This is a genomic window from Sporolactobacillus sp. PKPK-6, assembly GCF_056678885.1.
The window spans coordinates 744,658-760,928 of record NZ_JBWXPA010000001.1; the positions used below are offsets into that span (position 1 = coordinate 744,658).

Here is a 16,271-nt window from a genome sequence, read left to right on the forward strand (position 1 = left end):
TCGTCCAACAATTGCTGCTGGACGATTTTTTATTGTTCTTTATCTATTTATTCGGAAACAGGTAGAACCGCGCCTTTATATTTCTTATTGATAAAATCTTGGATCGTTTTAGAATGCAGCACATTGACTAGTTCTTTAATCGCTTTTTTATTTTGATCGCCTTTTCGCACGGCAATAATATTCGCATATGGAGAGGAAGCTCCTTCAAGGATCAAAGCATCTTTCTTTGGCTGCAATTTCGCTTGAAGTGCATAGTTTGTATTAATTGCATACAAGTCTGCCGCGCTGTTCTCATAAGCTTTCGGCAGAATGGCCGGATCGATCGGCTGCAAGAATTTCAGATGTTTGATATTGTCGAAATCCGTATAGTTCCCGTTTTTCTGAGCAAGTGTAGCAGCAATTGGATCAATACCGGATTTAATCTTCAAAAGTCCTTTTGATTGAAGAAGCAGTAAAATGCGTCCTTGTTCCGACTTGTTGTTGCTGATCTGGACCGTTGCTCCGTCTTTCACTTCATCAACACTCTTGAATTTCTTGGAATAGATACCAAATGGTTCGATGTGGATTTTTCCTGCATTAACCAAATCCGTATTGTTTTGCTTATTATAAAGATCAAGGAATGGAACATGTTGGAAATAATTAGCATCCAATTGTTTTGATGCGAGTGCTTTGTTTGGCAGCACATAGTCCTGGAATACTTTTACCTTCAGGGTAATACCTTTCTTTTTTAACAATGGTGCGGCTTGCTTGAGAATTTCAGCATGAGGCACTGCCGACGCGCCAACAGTCAATGTTTGATTTTTCTCCGACTTTCCTGTTGATTGTCCGCATGCGGTAAGAATGAGAGCAAAAGCAAGAACTACAGCAAATACGATTGATTTTTTCATATTAACTCCCCCAAGTTCTGTTTGATTAATTTTAGTTACCATCATTTGTTTAATAAGTCAGCTTTTATGCTGTCTATCTCTTGTCAACACGGCGAGTAATATGATCGCCGACATACTGAATAATAAAGACAATCACTAGAATAATCACGGTCGCGATAAACGTAATTGTATTATTATTTGCTTGAAAACCTTCATTATAAGCAATAGTACCAAGTCCTCCGGCACCAACGACCCCGGCCATTGCCGTGTTGCCAATCAGTGCAATCAGCGTAACGGTCATTCCGGAAGATAGTGACGGCAGTGCTTCAGGAAGAAGTACTTTCCAAACAATTTGCCACTTGGTTGCACCCATTGCCTGAGCCGCTTCAATGACTCCCTTATCTACTTCTCTTAAACCGATCTCAACCAGCCGGGCATAAAACGGTGCCGCTCCGATAATGATCGAAGGCAGTGCCGCACTCGCTCCAATCATGGTCCCAATGATAATCACCGTAAGCGGGATCAAAAGAATGATCAAAATAATGAAAGGGATTGATCGAAACACATTGACGAATGAAGCAATAAACCTGTAGATAATCTGATTCTCATAGAGTCCGCCTTTTGCCGTTAAGTAAAGTAAAAGCCCTAAAGCGACTCCTAAAAAAAATGTAAACACACCGGAGATAGCTGTCATATAGAGCGTTTGACCGGTAGACAGCCACATACTTGGCCAATCAACATTTTGTAACCACTCAAACATTTTCCTTTGTCACCTCAACTCTCACGCCTTCTGAACGCAGAACGTTGATCGCTTTTCTAATGGATTCTGAAGCCCCTTGAATGGAAACGATTGTATGCTCCGATTGAGTGTTCGCTCCGTATGCTAATCCAAGCACCTTTACCGATAGGTTCGTGTTCCCGAGCAGCCGCGATAAGCTGTGTTGAAACGTGGCTTGGTCAGCAGCCGAAAGACTGATTACAGTTCCCTCAGTATGTATCACATCGGAAACTTTGATTTGAATCGGTGTACTTTTCCCAGTATGGTTGCCTACGAATTCTTGAGTAATGGTTTGTTGCGGATTCGAAAACACAGACTCAACTGTTCCTTGCTCAACAATTTTACCGCCGTCAAGCACAGCCACACGATCGCATATTTTTCGAATTACAGTCATTTCATGAGTAATCAGTATGATCGTCAGTCCAAGCGTCTTATTAATTTCCGACAGAAGGGTAAGAATTGAATCGGTTGTTTTTGGATCAAGTGCCGATGTCGCTTCATCACAAAGAAGGACCTTCGGATTGTTAGCCAGTGCTCGTGCAATGCCTACACGCTGTTTTTGACCGCCGCTCAGTTGTGATGGATACGCAGACTCTTTGCCTTCAAGTCCAACCATCCGAATCAATTCGGCAATCCGATCTTCTCTTTGTTTCTTTTTCAGCTTCGTTAATTCTAATGGGAAAGCAATATTCTCAGCAACAGTCCGCGACCACAGCAAGTTGAAATGCTGAAAGATCATTCCAATTGACCGACGTTCTTCACGCAGCTGGCGCTCATCCAAGTCTGTAAGACTTCGACCATCAATCGTGATCGTTCCTGACGTCGGTTTCTCAAGCAGATTAATCATCCGAATGAGTGTGCTCTTGCCGGCACCGCTATAGCCAATAATGCCGAACACTTCCCCTTCCTGAATAGCAAGGCTAACATCCGATAGTGCACGCACCGGACCCTGATCAGTCCGAAACGTTTTTTCAACATTGCTTAATTGAATCAACTTCGTTCACCGCTTTCAATTATTACAGTCGTAAAAACTTATCCTACGTTTTTACTTGGCATTTAATCTGTATTCTACTTGGTGGCATCCCTCTCTCCGATTTTTGTTTCAACCAATAAAAAAACCCGCCTTGAGAGAGGTGGGATTCGCCTCTCTCATCTGTCAGAAACATTTGTTTCTGAAGGAATTAGCACCTTTATTGCAACGATCTGCAATTAGGTTGCCGGGCATCATCGGGCCAGTCCCTCCGCCTCTCTGGATAAGAGTTTTTCTATTCAATTGAGTGTTAATAATTTACCACGCATAACTCAAGCTGTCAAACCATTTTTTCTCTTAACAGATACCCGATTATGCATATTAAAAAATCCAAGCAGATGTTTCTCTGCTTGGATCTTCATAGACAAAAATCAGGCATAACCCGCTATTCGAGTGTTCAAATAATTATAGCTGCTGTTCTCCCTGCTTTTAGCCGCCTCACCGACCTGAAAAGGATTTTGAAAGAGCGGTTTAAGTTGATTGGCCCTAAAGGACGCTTGCTCCGTAGATGGTCTGCTTCCTTGAGTATTATTCCGTTCTCTAATCAACGAATGCCATGGCAGTGAAACAGCTCCTGATACTTCGCGCATCTTCTCAGTGGATAATTGTTGGGCATCTTCAAGCGAGAGCGTCTTGCCGTACGCATTCGCTTGCAAATAAAGCAGATACTTTCCAACAGACAGGCCTCGTGCTTCGGCATCCTTTTTTCGTTCAAGAGATGCTTGAAGCCACTCAATTCCAATTCCGTTCGCTTGAAGGGATTGACTTGCTCCGCGATTAAAAGATGCGGTCAAGCCCTCTGTAAATACTGATTTTTGCGAGCGGCCGATTTGATTCGTCAAAACTGTTGTAACTAAACAAAGCGATCGCTTATCTGAAACGCCTTCGTTCCTCAGTTTTGAGAAGAGTGCTGAACTGAACTGCTGAAGAGGCATCTTTTGGACGACAGGGATACTCTGAAGCAGTTGTCTTGCTTCACTGTTTAAAGGCTGTACAGAGATAACCTGCATATTACGATCTACACTCGCTTCGATACTTGCCTTTAAATCAAAATACACATATGCAGCTACCGGCCCAGGAGGCGCATAAGTACTATGCGACAACGGAATAAAACAAAGCAGCGAAAATCCAAGTGCGATGATCGGCGTCAGTATCGATTTGGGAAGAAAGTTAAATCGGGCAAGGTGTTTGGAACGTACCGTTTGTCCAATAGAAAGATCAGCCATGCGTCTGAGCCTGACCGATTTGAAGTCGCCTTCATCAGTCAGAATGACAGCACGCCTCCCCTTTTTGGACACGAGTACACCCTGATTAATCAGTTTTCCTCCCCACCTTTCTCGGTCACTGAACCGTTTCTAATTCCGGTTCAATATATGACTTTAATGCACTGAACCCGCCAATATAGATCAGCGACAATGCTATTATATATTTTCGATTCCTTTCAATCGTTTTGCGGCTACACGATACAAATTGTAACAAATCTTTTATCGGCAGCTGCTTCTTTTTCTTTAAATAAGTTACTAATTCCTTGTGCTCAACCAGCCTTTTTGCCGATACTTTTGCATTTTCACGCGCATCCGCATGCTTCGGGCAATGCTTGCTCAACACATCAAATGTAATACCGTATTCGAGCAGCAGTGTTTGATAGCTTTCGATTTGCTCCATACGCTCGTTAATCCGCCGCTGCTCTTCAAAGTGATCAATAGCAGCTTGCTGTTCGATGAAACTTTCTTCCATCGTGTTTTCATCGGTCTGTTTTGTCTGATCCAAATAAATATGGCGTACTTGGCGGGATTCTTTGCGAATGAAATCAATAATTCTGCGTCGAATGACCATGTCTGCAAAAGTCAAAAACTTACTTCCCTGCCCTTTTTGGTACTGGTTAATTGCTTCGTTAAACGCAACTAAACCGATACTGAATTCATCCATTGTCTGATCTATAAAACGATTGCATACTTTAGAAACAACCTTTTTAATAAAAGGCTGGTATGATTCGATAATTGAGTTTCGCAAGGATTCATCGCCTTGCTGTACCTGAAAAATATTCGTTTCAAGCGAAATATTAAACGCTCCGCCTAATGTTAACTGGTTTGCGCTCATCAAAACACTCACCTCTCGCTTTGGTCTTTAAGTCTTTGATCAATTCCAAATGGTAAAAATCAAATCTGTTGACCATCTTTTTTTTACAATAACATGTCCCATGGAAATGTAGGACTATTGTCAAAAACTTTTGTTAATGTCCCATTGTTCGAGGATTTTGTCGAAAAAGCAAAAAACCCTTGCCTCATTTATACCATGCTTCCCTATTGAAAAGAAAGCGACAATCTGGTAACAAAAAGATGACAAGGATTATTAAACTATTTTGTGAGTGACTTTATAAGTGCCTTATTGCCTGCATATGCCTTTCGTTAACCGATCAATTTCTCATATGCTGCAGCATCCAGAAGATTATCAAAGCTTGACGCATCAACAGATTCGAGTTCAACCATCCAAGCTTTTTCATAAGGCGATTCATTAACAAATTCCGGTGAATCTTCAAGTTCCTCATTAATTGCTGCAACAACGCCGCTTACTGGCGCATAGAGTTCAGAAACCGTTTTTACCGATTCCACACTGCCGAATGAATCGCCTGAGCCAAGTTCCGCACCAATATCCGGAAGTTCAACAAAAACAATATCTCCGAGTTCTTTTTGAGCAAACTCTGTGATACCGATACGGACTTTACCATCCGCTTCTTTCTTAACCCATTCATGATCCTTTGAATACAGCAAATCTGTAGGTACACTCATTATTTTGCCTCCGTTTTCAGGTACTGGATATTCCTTACATCTTAACGATACTTCTATTATAGCGTAAAATTTGGCAGATAAAACAAATGAATTTCATTCACATTTTCAACGTTTCATCCATTCGTTTTCAAACAGTGTTTCGCTGAACCCAACCGTTGCTTTATTTTTGTCATAGACAAGCGGTCGTTTGATCAGCATACCGTCTTCAGCAAGCCATTCAAGCCATTTTTCTTCTGGTTCATTCTTCTTACGATTTTTAAAATCGCCTTCACGATAGTGCTTTCCGCTCGTGTTGAAAAATTTTCCGATCGGAAGCCCGCTTTTGTCAACCAATTGCCTCAGTACATCGTAGTCGGGCGGATGATCGGCAATATTGATTTCTTCATATGGAATTGAATGTTCATCCAGCCATTTCTTCGCTTTTCGGCACGTTCCGCATGGCGGATAGCTATACATGGTCAGCACTTTACTCATCCTTTCTCTTCCCCTAAATGATCTTCTTTTATTATACCTGCCGTCATGAACCATGCAAAAAACAACACAAAAAAACAGTTGCTTCAACCAAATTTTTTGATGCCGACCGGACATACTAACAGAGAGCACCGCCACCACAACTATATAGGAGTGTGAAAAACACATGAACATTCAGCAACAGAGCGGGCAGACTCCAATGAATTTCGCACAACCACCTGCGATTTTATCGACAAAGGATTTTCTTTACATTGAAGACATCCTGTCTTGGAACCTCGAGATCATTAAAAAAGCAAATGCTTACGCTTCATTGTGTCAGGATCAGGATGTGATTCAGGCGATGAATCGAACATGTCAGTTGCACATGCGTCATTATCAAAACATCCTCAATCATTTGGGTAAACATGTTCAAGCAACTGCGATGGCAGGGGGAATGGCACGATGATGGAAAAACAACCGGTACAATCCATGCCAATTCAAAACACAGAGACGCAAGTTCCTAAGACACCGCAGATGAATGATCGCGATTATCTGAATGATGTACTTCTTACGGAAAAATATCTGTGTACCTCTTACGTTCATGCGCTTCAGGAAGCCAGTCACCAATCGTTGTATCAGGATGTCAAAGGGGTTTTTGATCAGACATGCGATCATCAACGTGACCTCTTCAATTTGATGTTCAACAAAGGCTGGTACAAAATGGAGTCGCAAGATCCACAGAAAATCCAGCAGACACAGCAGCAGTTTATGCAGTATGCACAACAACAGTTTCCTAAATAAGCATTAATCAAAGCATGATCAAACCATCCTGATCTTATTCAGGGTGGCTTTTTTTCAAGCATGGAAAAGCTGACCAAAATAAAAGTTATGATGAAATCTTCTGACAGCTTGTTAAAAAAGGATGTCGTTTTATCGCTAATCACCTATAATTGAATGAAAGGAGGGGAATCAATTTGAGCAAGCGACTGATAACGATTGACGATTTAGCGGCATTTACTTTTGCCGGTTCTCCTGCACTTTCAGCGGATGGAACTCAGGCGGTCTATGTCGTAACGAAAACAGATGTAAAACGAAACGGATATTCTTCATCATTGTATTGTACAGATGGAGAACATGCCCCTAGACCACTGACCCATGCCTATAACGGAACGGGTTTAGAGAAACATCATAGTCCCTGTTTCTCCTCGGATGGAATGTATGTCTATTATCTTTCGAACCGAACAGGAACTGATCAAGTGTGGCGAATTCCTTTTTTGGGCGGAGAATCGGAACAAATCACCGATTTCGAAGATGGCACAAATGATTTTGCACTTTCCCCTGACGGGCACAAACTTGTCTGTCAAACAACATTAAAAGATAAGAAAGGCTCTGACAATCCGGATGTCACGGTGGTTACGCGACTCAGATATTTGCAGAACGGCAAAGGCTTTGTTGACGGAACAACAGCTCTGTATCTCCTCTCCATCGTAGACAAGCATAAGGAACTGATCACAAACCCACATTGCGACGCAGAACTTCCTGCCTTTTCACCAGACGGGTGCCGACTGTACTTCTGCATGGGTAAGCCTCAACCGGATCAAAATGATTATCTTTCGGATCTATATGTTTATGATTTTTCTACGCACACAACGGAACGTATTTATAAAGCATTAGGTTACATTGAGGATGTAAAAGTTTCACCGGACGGACAGACGGTTGCTCTCGCAGGAAATGAAGACGGAGAATGTACTCCGGAAAATATCAGCATTCTGCTTGTGCCCGTAGCTGGTGGACCAGCAAAAAATCTAACTAAAAACGAACACCTGTCACTCGGCAGTTTTATTGGTACTGACGTTCGTTTTGATGCCGGCCACAATTTGATTCAATGGGCAACAGATGGTCAATCCCTAACATATCTCGTTCAAGACGGTGCAATCAGCGGATTAAAATCAATAACTTTAAATGGTGCAGTCTCTACCGTATTCATGCGTAAAAAAACTGTAATGACCTCATTTTCGATGAGCAATGACAAAATCATCGCAATTCTATCGACACCTCTTTCGACAGGAGATCTCTATTTCCTGGGAAATGGCGACACGATTCGACAAGTCAGCAATCATAATCAAGAGCTTTTCAAACAATTAGATTTGAATGAGCCGATTTCGTTTACATATGACGGTGCCGACAACTGGAAAATCGACGGCTGGGTGCTTATGCCCCCCAAAACCGCCAGAACTTCAGAAAAAGTACCGGTTGTTTTGGAAATTCACGGCGGACCGGCAGCTGCCTACGGCGACTCGTTCAACCATGAATTTCAATGTTTGGCAGCGCAGGGCTTCGCCGTCGTCTACACAAATCCGCGGGGGAGCCGCGGCTACGGTGCTGAATTCTGTGCCGGATGTTATGGTGACTGGGGCAGAAAGGACAAGATGGATATTCTTAAAGGACTCGATCACGTATTAGCGAATTTTCCGGAATGCGATCCTGATCGTCAATTTGTAACCGGCGGAAGCTACGGCGGATTTATGACGAATACGATTGTTGGGACAACGAACCGTTTCCGTGCAGCAGTCACACAACGATCCATCTGCAACCTCTATAATTTCTATGGAACGAGTGATATCGGCTATTACTTCCTTACTCGTTATTTTAATGGTGCTGATCTGTGGAACAATGAGGAAATGCTGATGCAACTTTCGCCGATTCGACAAACAAATCGAGTCAAAACACCGACTTGTATTATTCACAGTGAACAAGACCATCGCTGCCCGATTGAACAAGCAGAGCAATGGTATATCGCACTGCGCCGACTTGGTGTCGAAACACGCTTTGTACGAATAAAAGGAGAAAATCACGAGCTTTCACGAAGCGGAAAACCAAGAAATCGGCTTACTCGTCTTCAAGAAATCATCGATTGGTTTCAGCACTATAATTCGATTGCTTTGTCTCCCATTAAGTGATTGCCCCTTTAGCAAGACTTCATCGGAAGCAGCCGTCCGATCCACATCGGGCGGTTGTTTTTTTACACAAATAGGAAACATTCATGTCCCCCTTGAAGGGTGCTGGACACCGCTTAAATGAAAATACCATTGTGCTAAAGTACGATGATTACGTACAAAAGTATAAAATTATGCCGTGATGGCACTACGATTAGCGGCATTTCAGCACTAAGTTCATTTCAGACACGTAAGTGCGAGAGGCCTGCGGAGCGGCTCTGTTGATCGCAGGCCAAAGGAAACCCGCAGATATCAGCATGTCTGAGGAGGTCCTGAACTCCCGACAAGCGAGCAGCTGAAGTGTCGCTCAAATCACAAGGTTGATGGATCAAAGCTCCATTTGGAGTGAAGGAGCTTTCGCTAGTGTAAGGAACTTTCGCTAAATACGCATACGTCCTGTGAAAGTAGGTCCTGTATGCAACACGAAAGTCACCGCGTCCTGCGGAAGTAAGGATCGGGCTGTGCCCGGTTTTTCTTACAAGTAAAGAAAGTATAAGATTTTGTCTTGCTGGTATGATGATCAGCGTCATAGGATTCGGTTGGACGATCAGGTAAGCGCCTAATCTGAGAAATAAACGGAGAAATTCCGCTTAATTTGAAAATGAACGAAAAAAAAGCTTAAATAGACGGAGAAATTCCGCTTATCGAATCGAAAAACGTAAACATGGTAGGGTTTTGATTTGCATAAGCGGAAAAATTACCCTTATTTACCGGCGAAACAAGTGCCATGATGCATATAACCGGAAATTTTCCGCTTATTTTACTAATGAAGATCAGAATGCTTAATAGAAATAGAGGCGAGATGTAAGAACTTTCGTATGTTAGGACCGGGCGCTTTTTGCCCGGTTTTTCTTATATACTTAACTATTTCTTCTATAAAATGTCTGCAAAAAATAGGTTAACCAAACTCATGGGTAGATCTTCCACAAATCTGGTAACATCATGTAATTCAACCTTTTACCCCACTACCAATCTCCTAAACCCGAAACCTATTGACCAAGGAGGGAGTTACACAATGAAAAAGAAAGTAGTTGGTTTAACCATCGCAGGGATGCTTGCCCTGCCGCTCGTTATGGGAGGTGGCCAGGCACATGCGGCAACTCAAACAAAAGAAGAAATCTGCAAAGCTGCCGCAACAGACCTGCTCAACCCATGGAAATTGAAGGAGCAGCAAAATCCGAATTTGGAAGAGCTGCTGAAGAAACTCGGAATCACATTGGATTTCAGCCAAATTCAGGAACAGCTGGTGAATTTACCAGATGCAGATGCAGCTGAAAAGGCTGAAACTCCAAAGAAGGACGAAGACGCTCAAGCAGAAAAACCAGAGCAAGCGAAGCCTGCTGAACCGCAGCAATCTGAAGCACCGGCAAATTCTGAGAAACCTGCAGCCGATCATTCAGAAAAACCTTCGGACAACCAATCCTCAAACAGCGAAATGAACGCGTATGAGCAGAAGGTTGTTGATTTGACAAATCAGGAACGGACAAAAGCCGGTCTTCAGCCACTGAAGGCAGACAATAGCACTCTATCAAAAATGGCACGTGCCAAATCTCAAGATATGAGTGATAAAAATTACTTTGATCACCAGTCACCAACTTATGGTTCACCATTTGACATGATGAAAAAATTCGGTATCTCTTATAAATCTGCCGGTGAAAACATTGCCGCCGGTCAAAAAACACCTGAAGAAGTTGTACAAGGATGGATGAACAGTCCGGGCCACCGTGCAAATATTTTAAATGCAAGCTTTACTACAATCGGTGTCGGCTATGTTCAGGGCGGCTCCTACGGCTCCTACTGGACTCAGGAATTCATCGGTAACTAATCAACATCTATCACCACATTCAATAATCAACGATCCCAATAGAAAGCAGCGTTTCACTGTGTTTCACATGTGGACGCTGCTTTTTGCTTTGCTCCTTTTTTCCTTCACCTAATCCGTCAGCAGAACATGTTCTGAAATCATGAATACACTGGTAAAGAAAACTTGCCGATGCCGAGTCGTCGGATGCCAGTCGAACCTTAGCTTTTCTTATATTAGATTTTTGCTATTAATTCGCTTTTATACTTTCTTTTTGTATATTAAAGAGACAACTTGTGAACAGGAGGTGATCAAGTTGCGTTTGCATCCGCTTTACGTTGCTATTGGTGATTCACTAACTGTCGGAATTGGATCAACTTTCTTTCAACCGAACTTTGTTAAACTCTATCACCGCACACTTGAAGCCTATTATCAGACGCAGATTGAGCGACGTGTTTATGCAAGAAATGGAGCAACAACTGAGGAGATTCGTAATATACTTTCTCAGCCTGAAGTAGCTGAGTCGGTAAGTAATGCTTCATTCATTACATTGACCGGAGGAGGCAACGATTTTCTGAAGGCAGGAAGAATGTGGATGCGAACAGGCGATACGTCACCCATTATTGAGGCCTCTCAGGAGAGTCTGATCCATTTCGACCAGATGATCCAACGTATTGATACGCTCCATGCAAGCAACCCCAGCCCATTTATCGTTCGTGTGTTGAATTTGTATAACCCCTTGTTTTACATTCCAAATACCAATCACTGGCTGGAGGAATACACTAAACGGCTCACTGGTCTTGAACGCTATCCGTTTGTTCGCGTTGCCGATATATATCGTGCTTTTTCAGGACATGAACCGCAGCTACTCGGCTTCGACCACATTCATCCAAATCCAATCGGTTATCGCATCATGGCACAGATCACCGCGAATCTGGGCTTTGAATAGTTTCAATAACTTTTTTTCCGGCTGCTCATTCACAAATCCATTGCTTTCGGCTGATTTACATTAGAAAACTTGGCTTCGCCAAAACTTTGACAAAAGCGAAGACCTAGTATCCGGGTCGCCACAGGACGTGGCGTTATCCCGGATCGCTTATACTTTTTTATAGTACAAAAAACCGGAGCAATGCCCCGGTTTTTCCATTGGATTCATGCACGCCATTTTGGCGGCATATTCTTGCCCCAATATATCGTTTTTATCTCATGGTGCTGCTGAAAATCATCCAACGCCGTGTGATAATGAAAGTTAAAATAATAACCGTCAAGCGGCGGATGATCGCGCCGAACATGAAGTTTCAGGACCTCTTTGCCTGATTGCTTATTATACACATGCATGATCCGCTCGCCAAATCCCTGAGAAGGTGCATGAGTAACATCCAGTTCGCGAATCCATGCAAGGCTATGCACATCACCGATCTCCTGCAGTGCTTGAGCAAATGCAGGAACAATTTGTTCCGTGTATTGTCGATTAATTCGTTCCGTGATCCGTGATCCGAATTTAGTCGCACCCTGCTTTTCAGCTTCGCGTGCTGCGTAGCTTGAAAATCCGTCAAGCAAGTCTTCTTTGGAATCTTTCAGTTTCCAAGAATTATGACTCTCTTTTTTTGTTGCTAGTTCGGTTTCAAAACCAGAAGCTGCAACATCATTTCCTGCTTTTTGGACATTTTGCTTATCATTTTCCTTATCAAGGTAATGAGCAGGAAGAGTTGGGATAACCGTACCAAAGGTTAAGACCGCAACACAGGCGACCAAACTCTTTTTTATCCATTGAGGGATCACAGAACCAACCTCCAAACCAAACTTAGCTACACCTTATATTTCAGTTATTCGAATGCCGAACAACGAGTAGGTCAGTCACATAAAGATAAACTCAGTGCGAACAATTCCTAGTTCTTATTATACTAGAAATTTCTATTTTTTTCTCTAATATGAAAAAAGCCCCGAACACAATGGATCGGAACTTTTCTTTATACATTATCGAAATTGAAATCTTCATTAGTCAATGGTTCAATGTTCAGCGGAACAACATAATCGCCTTTTGTCGAGAAGAAGTCATGATTAATCGTGCTTGTATCGATTCCATTTAATACGATTTGACTCACCGGACGATGATCGTACTTGTCATCATAGCCTAAATTCTGCAAGGCACGGTTCGCGTTATAATATACATAATCCATCACTTCATTGGTTAACCCGATCTTCGTATAGATCTTTGCTGTATATATCTTCTCAACTTCAATTAATCGGTCAAGGAGCTCTTCTCTCTCATTGTCAGCTTTTTGGCGCTCTTCATCTGTAAGATCCTCACGATACAGACGTTGTGCGACCATACCCGTGAAGCTTCCGTGAATCGATTCATCTTGGATAATCTTGCGGATAATTTCACCGCTGGCGATCATGCGGCCCTGTCCTGATAAGAAGACCGGATAAAAGAAGCCGCTGTAAAAGGAAAAGCTCTCAAGAAAAACAGAGGCGCACATCGCCATATACCGTTTAAACGGTGTCACATTTTCCCGCTTATCGTAAAGCTGATTATACCAGTGTGCAATCAGACGGTATTTTTCCTGAAGTTCAGGTTGATTGTTCACCCACTCGCCTAAGTAATAATCCGTTTCCTTTGACGAAATCAACGTTGAAAAAATATGCGAATAGGATTTTGCATGAATATGCTCCATCATCCCCATCCAAGCAAAAACTGCTTGCTCATGCATATTGTCATGGTGAATGGCCACAAGCGGCATTCCGTTATCGCCTTGCTCACGATCAAGACCGGTGAGTCCGGAAAGCACTTCAACATAAGTTGCCCGCTCATCCTCATTCATTTTCGACCAGTCTGAAAGATCACGCGATACCTTAAACGCTTCCTCTGTCCAAAACTGGTTAATGTTTTGCTTCCAGTATACCTTTGCGATTTGATTGTCGCTGCTGTTCCAATTAATTGCCTTCATCGTAAATAATCCATCCTTCAATTGAACTTCTTGATCGTTAAAGCCTTAGAACGCTAATTGTGTTTAGACTGAGCAAGCCGTGCATTCTTCAGGCGACAAGAGCTGTGTTCGAGTATAGTAGAGAGATTTTAATCCCTTTTTGTGTGCATAGACATACAATCTTGCCAGTTGACGCGTGCTGGTCATGCTGTCGACATAAAGAATAGTCGATATTCCTTGGTCAACATGCGCTTGAATTTCAGCAATCATATCGATCACGCGGAACTGATTCGTTTGATACGCCGATTTGTAATACCACATGGTCTGCGGCGACAAGAACGGCATTGGATAGATTGTTTCACTGTTTCCGTATTTACGCCGTTCAATAACATTCACAACTGGCATGACCGAACTCGTTGCATTTTGCACATAACTGATCGATTGCGTTGGAGCGACTGCCAAACGATAGGCATTGTATAAGCCGTATTGCCCGACCTTTGCTTTGAGTTCTGTCCATTCTGCAGGAGTAGGAATATGAATACCCTTAAAGAGCTCCGCTGCTTTCTCTGTTTTCGGGCCGAAGAACTCATGCTCATATTTGGCAAAATACGTACCATCAGCGTAGTCCGATTTTTCGAAGCCCTTAAATGTTTTGCCGCGTTCTTTCGCGATCAGCATTGATTTTTCAATTGAATAGAAATTAACAAGCGAGAAGAACGTACGTGCAAAATCTCGAGCTTCTGCTGATTCATAGGCAAGCTGATTTTTTGCAAGATAGCCGTTTAAGTTCATCGCACCGAGACCGACAGAGTGCAGTTCACGGTTGGCAAGACTTACTCCCGGGGCGTTCGCAATTTCGGTCATCTCACTGACCTGAGTCAGTGCTTCAATACCTGCGTGTACCGAATCACGGATTTTTCCGGTCTCCATTACATTCACAATATTAAGTGAGCCGAGGATGCATGAAACATCGCGGCGAATGTCGTCAGGAACATTATAATCGTTAATTGTTGATGTCTCCTGCAGTTGAAAAATTTCAGTGCAGAGGTTCGACATCTTGATGTCCCCTAGACGATGGAGCGGATGATTCTTGTTTGCATTGTCTTTATAGAAAATATAAGGATATCCGGATTGCATCTGCATTTGAGCAATCAAATTCAGAAATTCGCGTGTATCCGCGCTCTTCTTTTTAACAGCAGGATTAGCAACAAGCTTATCGTACATTTCATCCATATTCATATCATCAAGATGCTTTCCATATTCTTTGAAAACGGTGTAAGGTGCAAACATATAAAAAGGTTTGCCTGCCTCGGCAAGTTCAAAGAATTTACCCGGAACAATCAGACCAATCGACAATGTCGAGAGACGAATATCTTCATCAGCATTTTCTTTCTTTGTATCAAGGAATTCCGGAGCATCCCAATGAAAGATATTCAGATATGCTGCACCCGCGCCAGGCCGCTGTCCCAACTGATCCGCATAGGAGAATCCGAGTTGCAGCTTGCGTGCGACCGGAACTACACCTTTGGCGACACCCTCAACCCCTTTAATCGCTTCACCGCGTGCACGTATCTTTGAGAGATTAAGTGCAACACCGCCGCCGATTTTCGACAGCTGTTGAGAGGTGCTCTCTATGTAATTAATAGAATTGAGCGAGTCATCCGCTTCGATCAAAAAGCAGGAAACCATTTCGCCGCGGCGTGCTTTTCCTGCATTAAGAAAAGTTGGCGTTGCCGGCTGATAGCGCTGCTCCATCATCGCACGCATCAAGCGAACGGCTAAATCATAATTTCCGCGCGCTAAGAACAGAGAAACAATGGCAACTCGTTCATCATAATTTTCAAGATAGTGAGATTTGTCATTGGTTTTCATCGCATAGTCACGATAAAATTTACTCACTGCCATGTAGGATTTGAACTGGAACTTATAGGCGACAGCCATCGAATGAATCTGTTCGATTTGCTCATCACTGTATTCAGCAAATACGTCATAATAATAGTGCTCGTCAACCAAATGGTGAAGCCGATCAAGTATACCATTAAAATGAATCGTCTTCGCGTGCACTTCCTCCATATAGACCTCAATAGCCTCTTTGTCTTTATCTAAACGGTAAAAACCGTCATCTCCGCGTGTCAGCACCTCATTGTTCAATTCAGTGTAAGACTTTGACTTTATCGCTTCGTTCGGCAAGTGCCTTCACCCTCTCTCGAAATTCATTGACATCTTTCTCAGTACCACCAAGCTCGAATTTATATAAAACTGGTACGTGGAACAACTCTGCAATTACATCTGCCGCATGTGCAAAATTATGACCCCAGTTTCGATTCCCGCTTGCTGCCACAGCAATGAGATATCTTCCGTTTCTTTTTAAATAGTCTTTCACTTGATCCGGAGCGTCACCAAATCCAATAGTATTTGTCACCAAAACATAAGGTTCATCAATAGGATCAGCACTGCTGATCGGTTGATGAGCGAGTCCTGTTTTAGCGAGAAACCTTTTGACGTTTCCTGTCATTGTTGCATATAAGATGCGCAAGCGAACGCTCCTCCTTCTATCAATGCAGTGAAGGTTTCTGCCACAAAAACCACTACATATAGTTTATGTTAAATAACATACCACAATATATAGTT

At 42.7% G+C, this 16,271-nt stretch carries 16 protein-coding genes and 1 riboswitch; of the genes, 5 read left to right on the forward strand and 11 right to left on the reverse strand.

What is annotated here, in order from left to right:
- Window positions 1-47 precede the first annotated feature (47 nt).
- The 7 genes from AC1MBV_RS03610 to AC1MBV_RS03640 form a co-directional block, all read right to left on the reverse strand.
- The gene (locus AC1MBV_RS03610; protein WP_255746937.1) at window positions 48-887 is read right to left on the reverse strand and encodes a MetQ/NlpA family ABC transporter substrate-binding protein; all 840 of its coding nucleotides are present in this window, start codon (window positions 885-887) and stop codon (window positions 48-50) included.
- A gap of 73 nt (window positions 888-960) precedes the next feature.
- Window positions 961-1,626, reverse strand: coding sequence for a methionine ABC transporter permease (locus AC1MBV_RS03615; RefSeq protein WP_480947524.1), 666 nt, complete (start codon window positions 1,624-1,626; stop codon window positions 961-963).
- A complete protein-coding gene (locus AC1MBV_RS03620) occupies window positions 1,619-2,638 on the reverse strand; it encodes a methionine ABC transporter ATP-binding protein (protein ID WP_255746934.1) in 1,020 nt (339 codons plus the stop codon). Before AC1MBV_RS03620 ends, AC1MBV_RS03615 begins: the two co-directional genes overlap by 8 nt.
- 152 nt (window positions 2,639-2,790) lie before the next feature.
- Window positions 2,791-2,904, reverse strand: a riboswitch (SAM riboswitch).
- A gap of 141 nt (window positions 2,905-3,045) precedes the next feature.
- Window positions 3,046-3,993, reverse strand: coding sequence for an anti-sigma factor domain-containing protein (locus AC1MBV_RS03625; RefSeq protein WP_480948253.1), 948 nt, complete (start codon window positions 3,991-3,993; stop codon window positions 3,046-3,048).
- Between the two features lie 22 nt (window positions 3,994-4,015).
- On the reverse strand, window positions 4,016-4,774 hold the full coding sequence (gene sigI / locus AC1MBV_RS03630; protein WP_255746930.1) for an RNA polymerase sigma-I factor: 759 nt from the start codon (window positions 4,772-4,774) through the stop codon (window positions 4,016-4,018).
- Window positions 4,775-5,082: 308 nt separating this feature from the next.
- On the reverse strand, window positions 5,083-5,463 hold the full coding sequence (gene gcvH / locus AC1MBV_RS03635; protein WP_255746928.1) for a glycine cleavage system protein GcvH: 381 nt from the start codon (window positions 5,461-5,463) through the stop codon (window positions 5,083-5,085).
- A 105-nt stretch (window positions 5,464-5,568) separates the two neighbouring features.
- Window positions 5,569-5,937 (reverse strand): Spx/MgsR family RNA polymerase-binding regulatory protein, encoded by a 369-nt coding sequence (locus AC1MBV_RS03640; RefSeq protein WP_255746926.1) that lies wholly within the window; start codon window positions 5,935-5,937, stop codon window positions 5,569-5,571.
- A 163-nt stretch (window positions 5,938-6,100) separates the two neighbouring features.
- Here AC1MBV_RS03640 and AC1MBV_RS03645 point away from each other — a divergent pair, with 163 nt between their 5' ends.
- From AC1MBV_RS03645 to AC1MBV_RS03665, 5 genes are all read left to right on the forward strand, one after another.
- Window positions 6,101-6,379, forward strand: coding sequence for a hypothetical protein (locus AC1MBV_RS03645; protein ID WP_255746924.1), 279 nt, complete (start codon window positions 6,101-6,103; stop codon window positions 6,377-6,379).
- Window positions 6,379-6,714, forward strand: a complete 336-nt coding sequence (locus AC1MBV_RS03650) for a spore coat protein (RefSeq protein ID WP_255747088.1) — start codon at window positions 6,379-6,381, stop codon at window positions 6,712-6,714. Before AC1MBV_RS03645 ends, AC1MBV_RS03650 begins: the two co-directional genes overlap by 1 nt.
- Window positions 6,715-6,887: 173 nt before the next feature.
- Window positions 6,888-8,873 (forward strand): S9 family peptidase, encoded by a 1,986-nt coding sequence (locus AC1MBV_RS03655; RefSeq protein WP_480947525.1) that lies wholly within the window; start codon window positions 6,888-6,890, stop codon window positions 8,871-8,873.
- 1,051 nt (window positions 8,874-9,924) lie between these two features.
- On the forward strand, window positions 9,925-10,734 hold the full coding sequence (locus tag AC1MBV_RS03660) for a CAP domain-containing protein (protein WP_255746920.1): 810 nt from the start codon (window positions 9,925-9,927) through the stop codon (window positions 10,732-10,734).
- Window positions 10,735-11,026: 292 nt separating this feature from the next.
- Entirely contained in the window at window positions 11,027-11,659 is a 633-nt protein-coding gene (locus AC1MBV_RS03665) for a GDSL-type esterase/lipase family protein (RefSeq protein ID WP_255746918.1), read from the forward strand.
- Between the two features lie 203 nt (window positions 11,660-11,862).
- Here AC1MBV_RS03665 and AC1MBV_RS03670 read toward each other — a convergent pair whose 3' ends face one another.
- From AC1MBV_RS03670 to nrdI, 4 genes are all read right to left on the reverse strand, one after another.
- Complete coding sequence (locus AC1MBV_RS03670; protein ID WP_255746916.1) at window positions 11,863-12,492, reverse strand: YpjP family protein; 630 nt, start codon at window positions 12,490-12,492, stop codon at window positions 11,863-11,865.
- A gap of 188 nt (window positions 12,493-12,680) precedes the next feature.
- Window positions 12,681-13,661, reverse strand: a complete 981-nt coding sequence (gene nrdF, locus AC1MBV_RS03675; protein WP_255746915.1) for a class 1b ribonucleoside-diphosphate reductase subunit beta — start codon at window positions 13,659-13,661, stop codon at window positions 12,681-12,683.
- Window positions 13,662-13,724: 63 nt separating this feature from the next.
- A complete protein-coding gene (nrdE, locus tag AC1MBV_RS03680) occupies window positions 13,725-15,830 on the reverse strand; it encodes a class 1b ribonucleoside-diphosphate reductase subunit alpha (RefSeq protein WP_255746913.1) in 2,106 nt (701 codons plus the stop codon).
- Window positions 15,793-16,176, reverse strand: a complete 384-nt coding sequence (gene nrdI, locus AC1MBV_RS03685; RefSeq protein ID WP_255746911.1) for a class Ib ribonucleoside-diphosphate reductase assembly flavoprotein NrdI — start codon at window positions 16,174-16,176, stop codon at window positions 15,793-15,795. The genes nrdE and nrdI overlap by 38 nt, the downstream gene beginning before the upstream one ends.
- Window positions 16,177-16,271 lie beyond the last annotated feature (95 nt).

What these genes read in the sequence shown, in the direction of transcription:
- AC1MBV_RS03610 (WP_255746937.1), bottom strand. Translation starts at nt 887, where the DNA reads ATGAAAAAATCAATCGTATTTGCTGTAGTTCTTGCTTTTGCTCTCATT.
- AC1MBV_RS03615 (WP_480947524.1), bottom strand. Translation starts at nt 1,626, where the DNA reads ATGTTTGAGTGGTTACAAAATGTTGATTGGCCAAGTATGTGGCTGTCT.
- sigI (WP_255746930.1), bottom strand. Translation starts at nt 4,774, where the DNA reads ATGAGCGCAAACCAGTTAACATTAGGCGGAGCGTTTAATATTTCGCTT.
- gcvH (WP_255746928.1), bottom strand. Translation starts at nt 5,463, where the DNA reads ATGAGTGTACCTACAGATTTGCTGTATTCAAAGGATCATGAATGGGTT.
- AC1MBV_RS03640 (WP_255746926.1), bottom strand. Translation starts at nt 5,937, where the DNA reads ATGAGTAAAGTGCTGACCATGTATAGCTATCCGCCATGCGGAACGTGC.
- AC1MBV_RS03645 (WP_255746924.1), top strand. Translation starts at nt 6,101, where the DNA reads ATGAACATTCAGCAACAGAGCGGGCAGACTCCAATGAATTTCGCACAA.
- AC1MBV_RS03650 (WP_255747088.1), top strand. Translation starts at nt 6,379, where the DNA reads ATGGAAAAACAACCGGTACAATCCATGCCAATTCAAAACACAGAGACG.
- AC1MBV_RS03660 (WP_255746920.1), top strand. Translation starts at nt 9,925, where the DNA reads ATGAAAAAGAAAGTAGTTGGTTTAACCATCGCAGGGATGCTTGCCCTG.
- nrdF (WP_255746915.1), bottom strand. Translation starts at nt 13,661, where the DNA reads ATGAAGGCAATTAATTGGAACAGCAGCGACAATCAAATCGCAAAGGTA.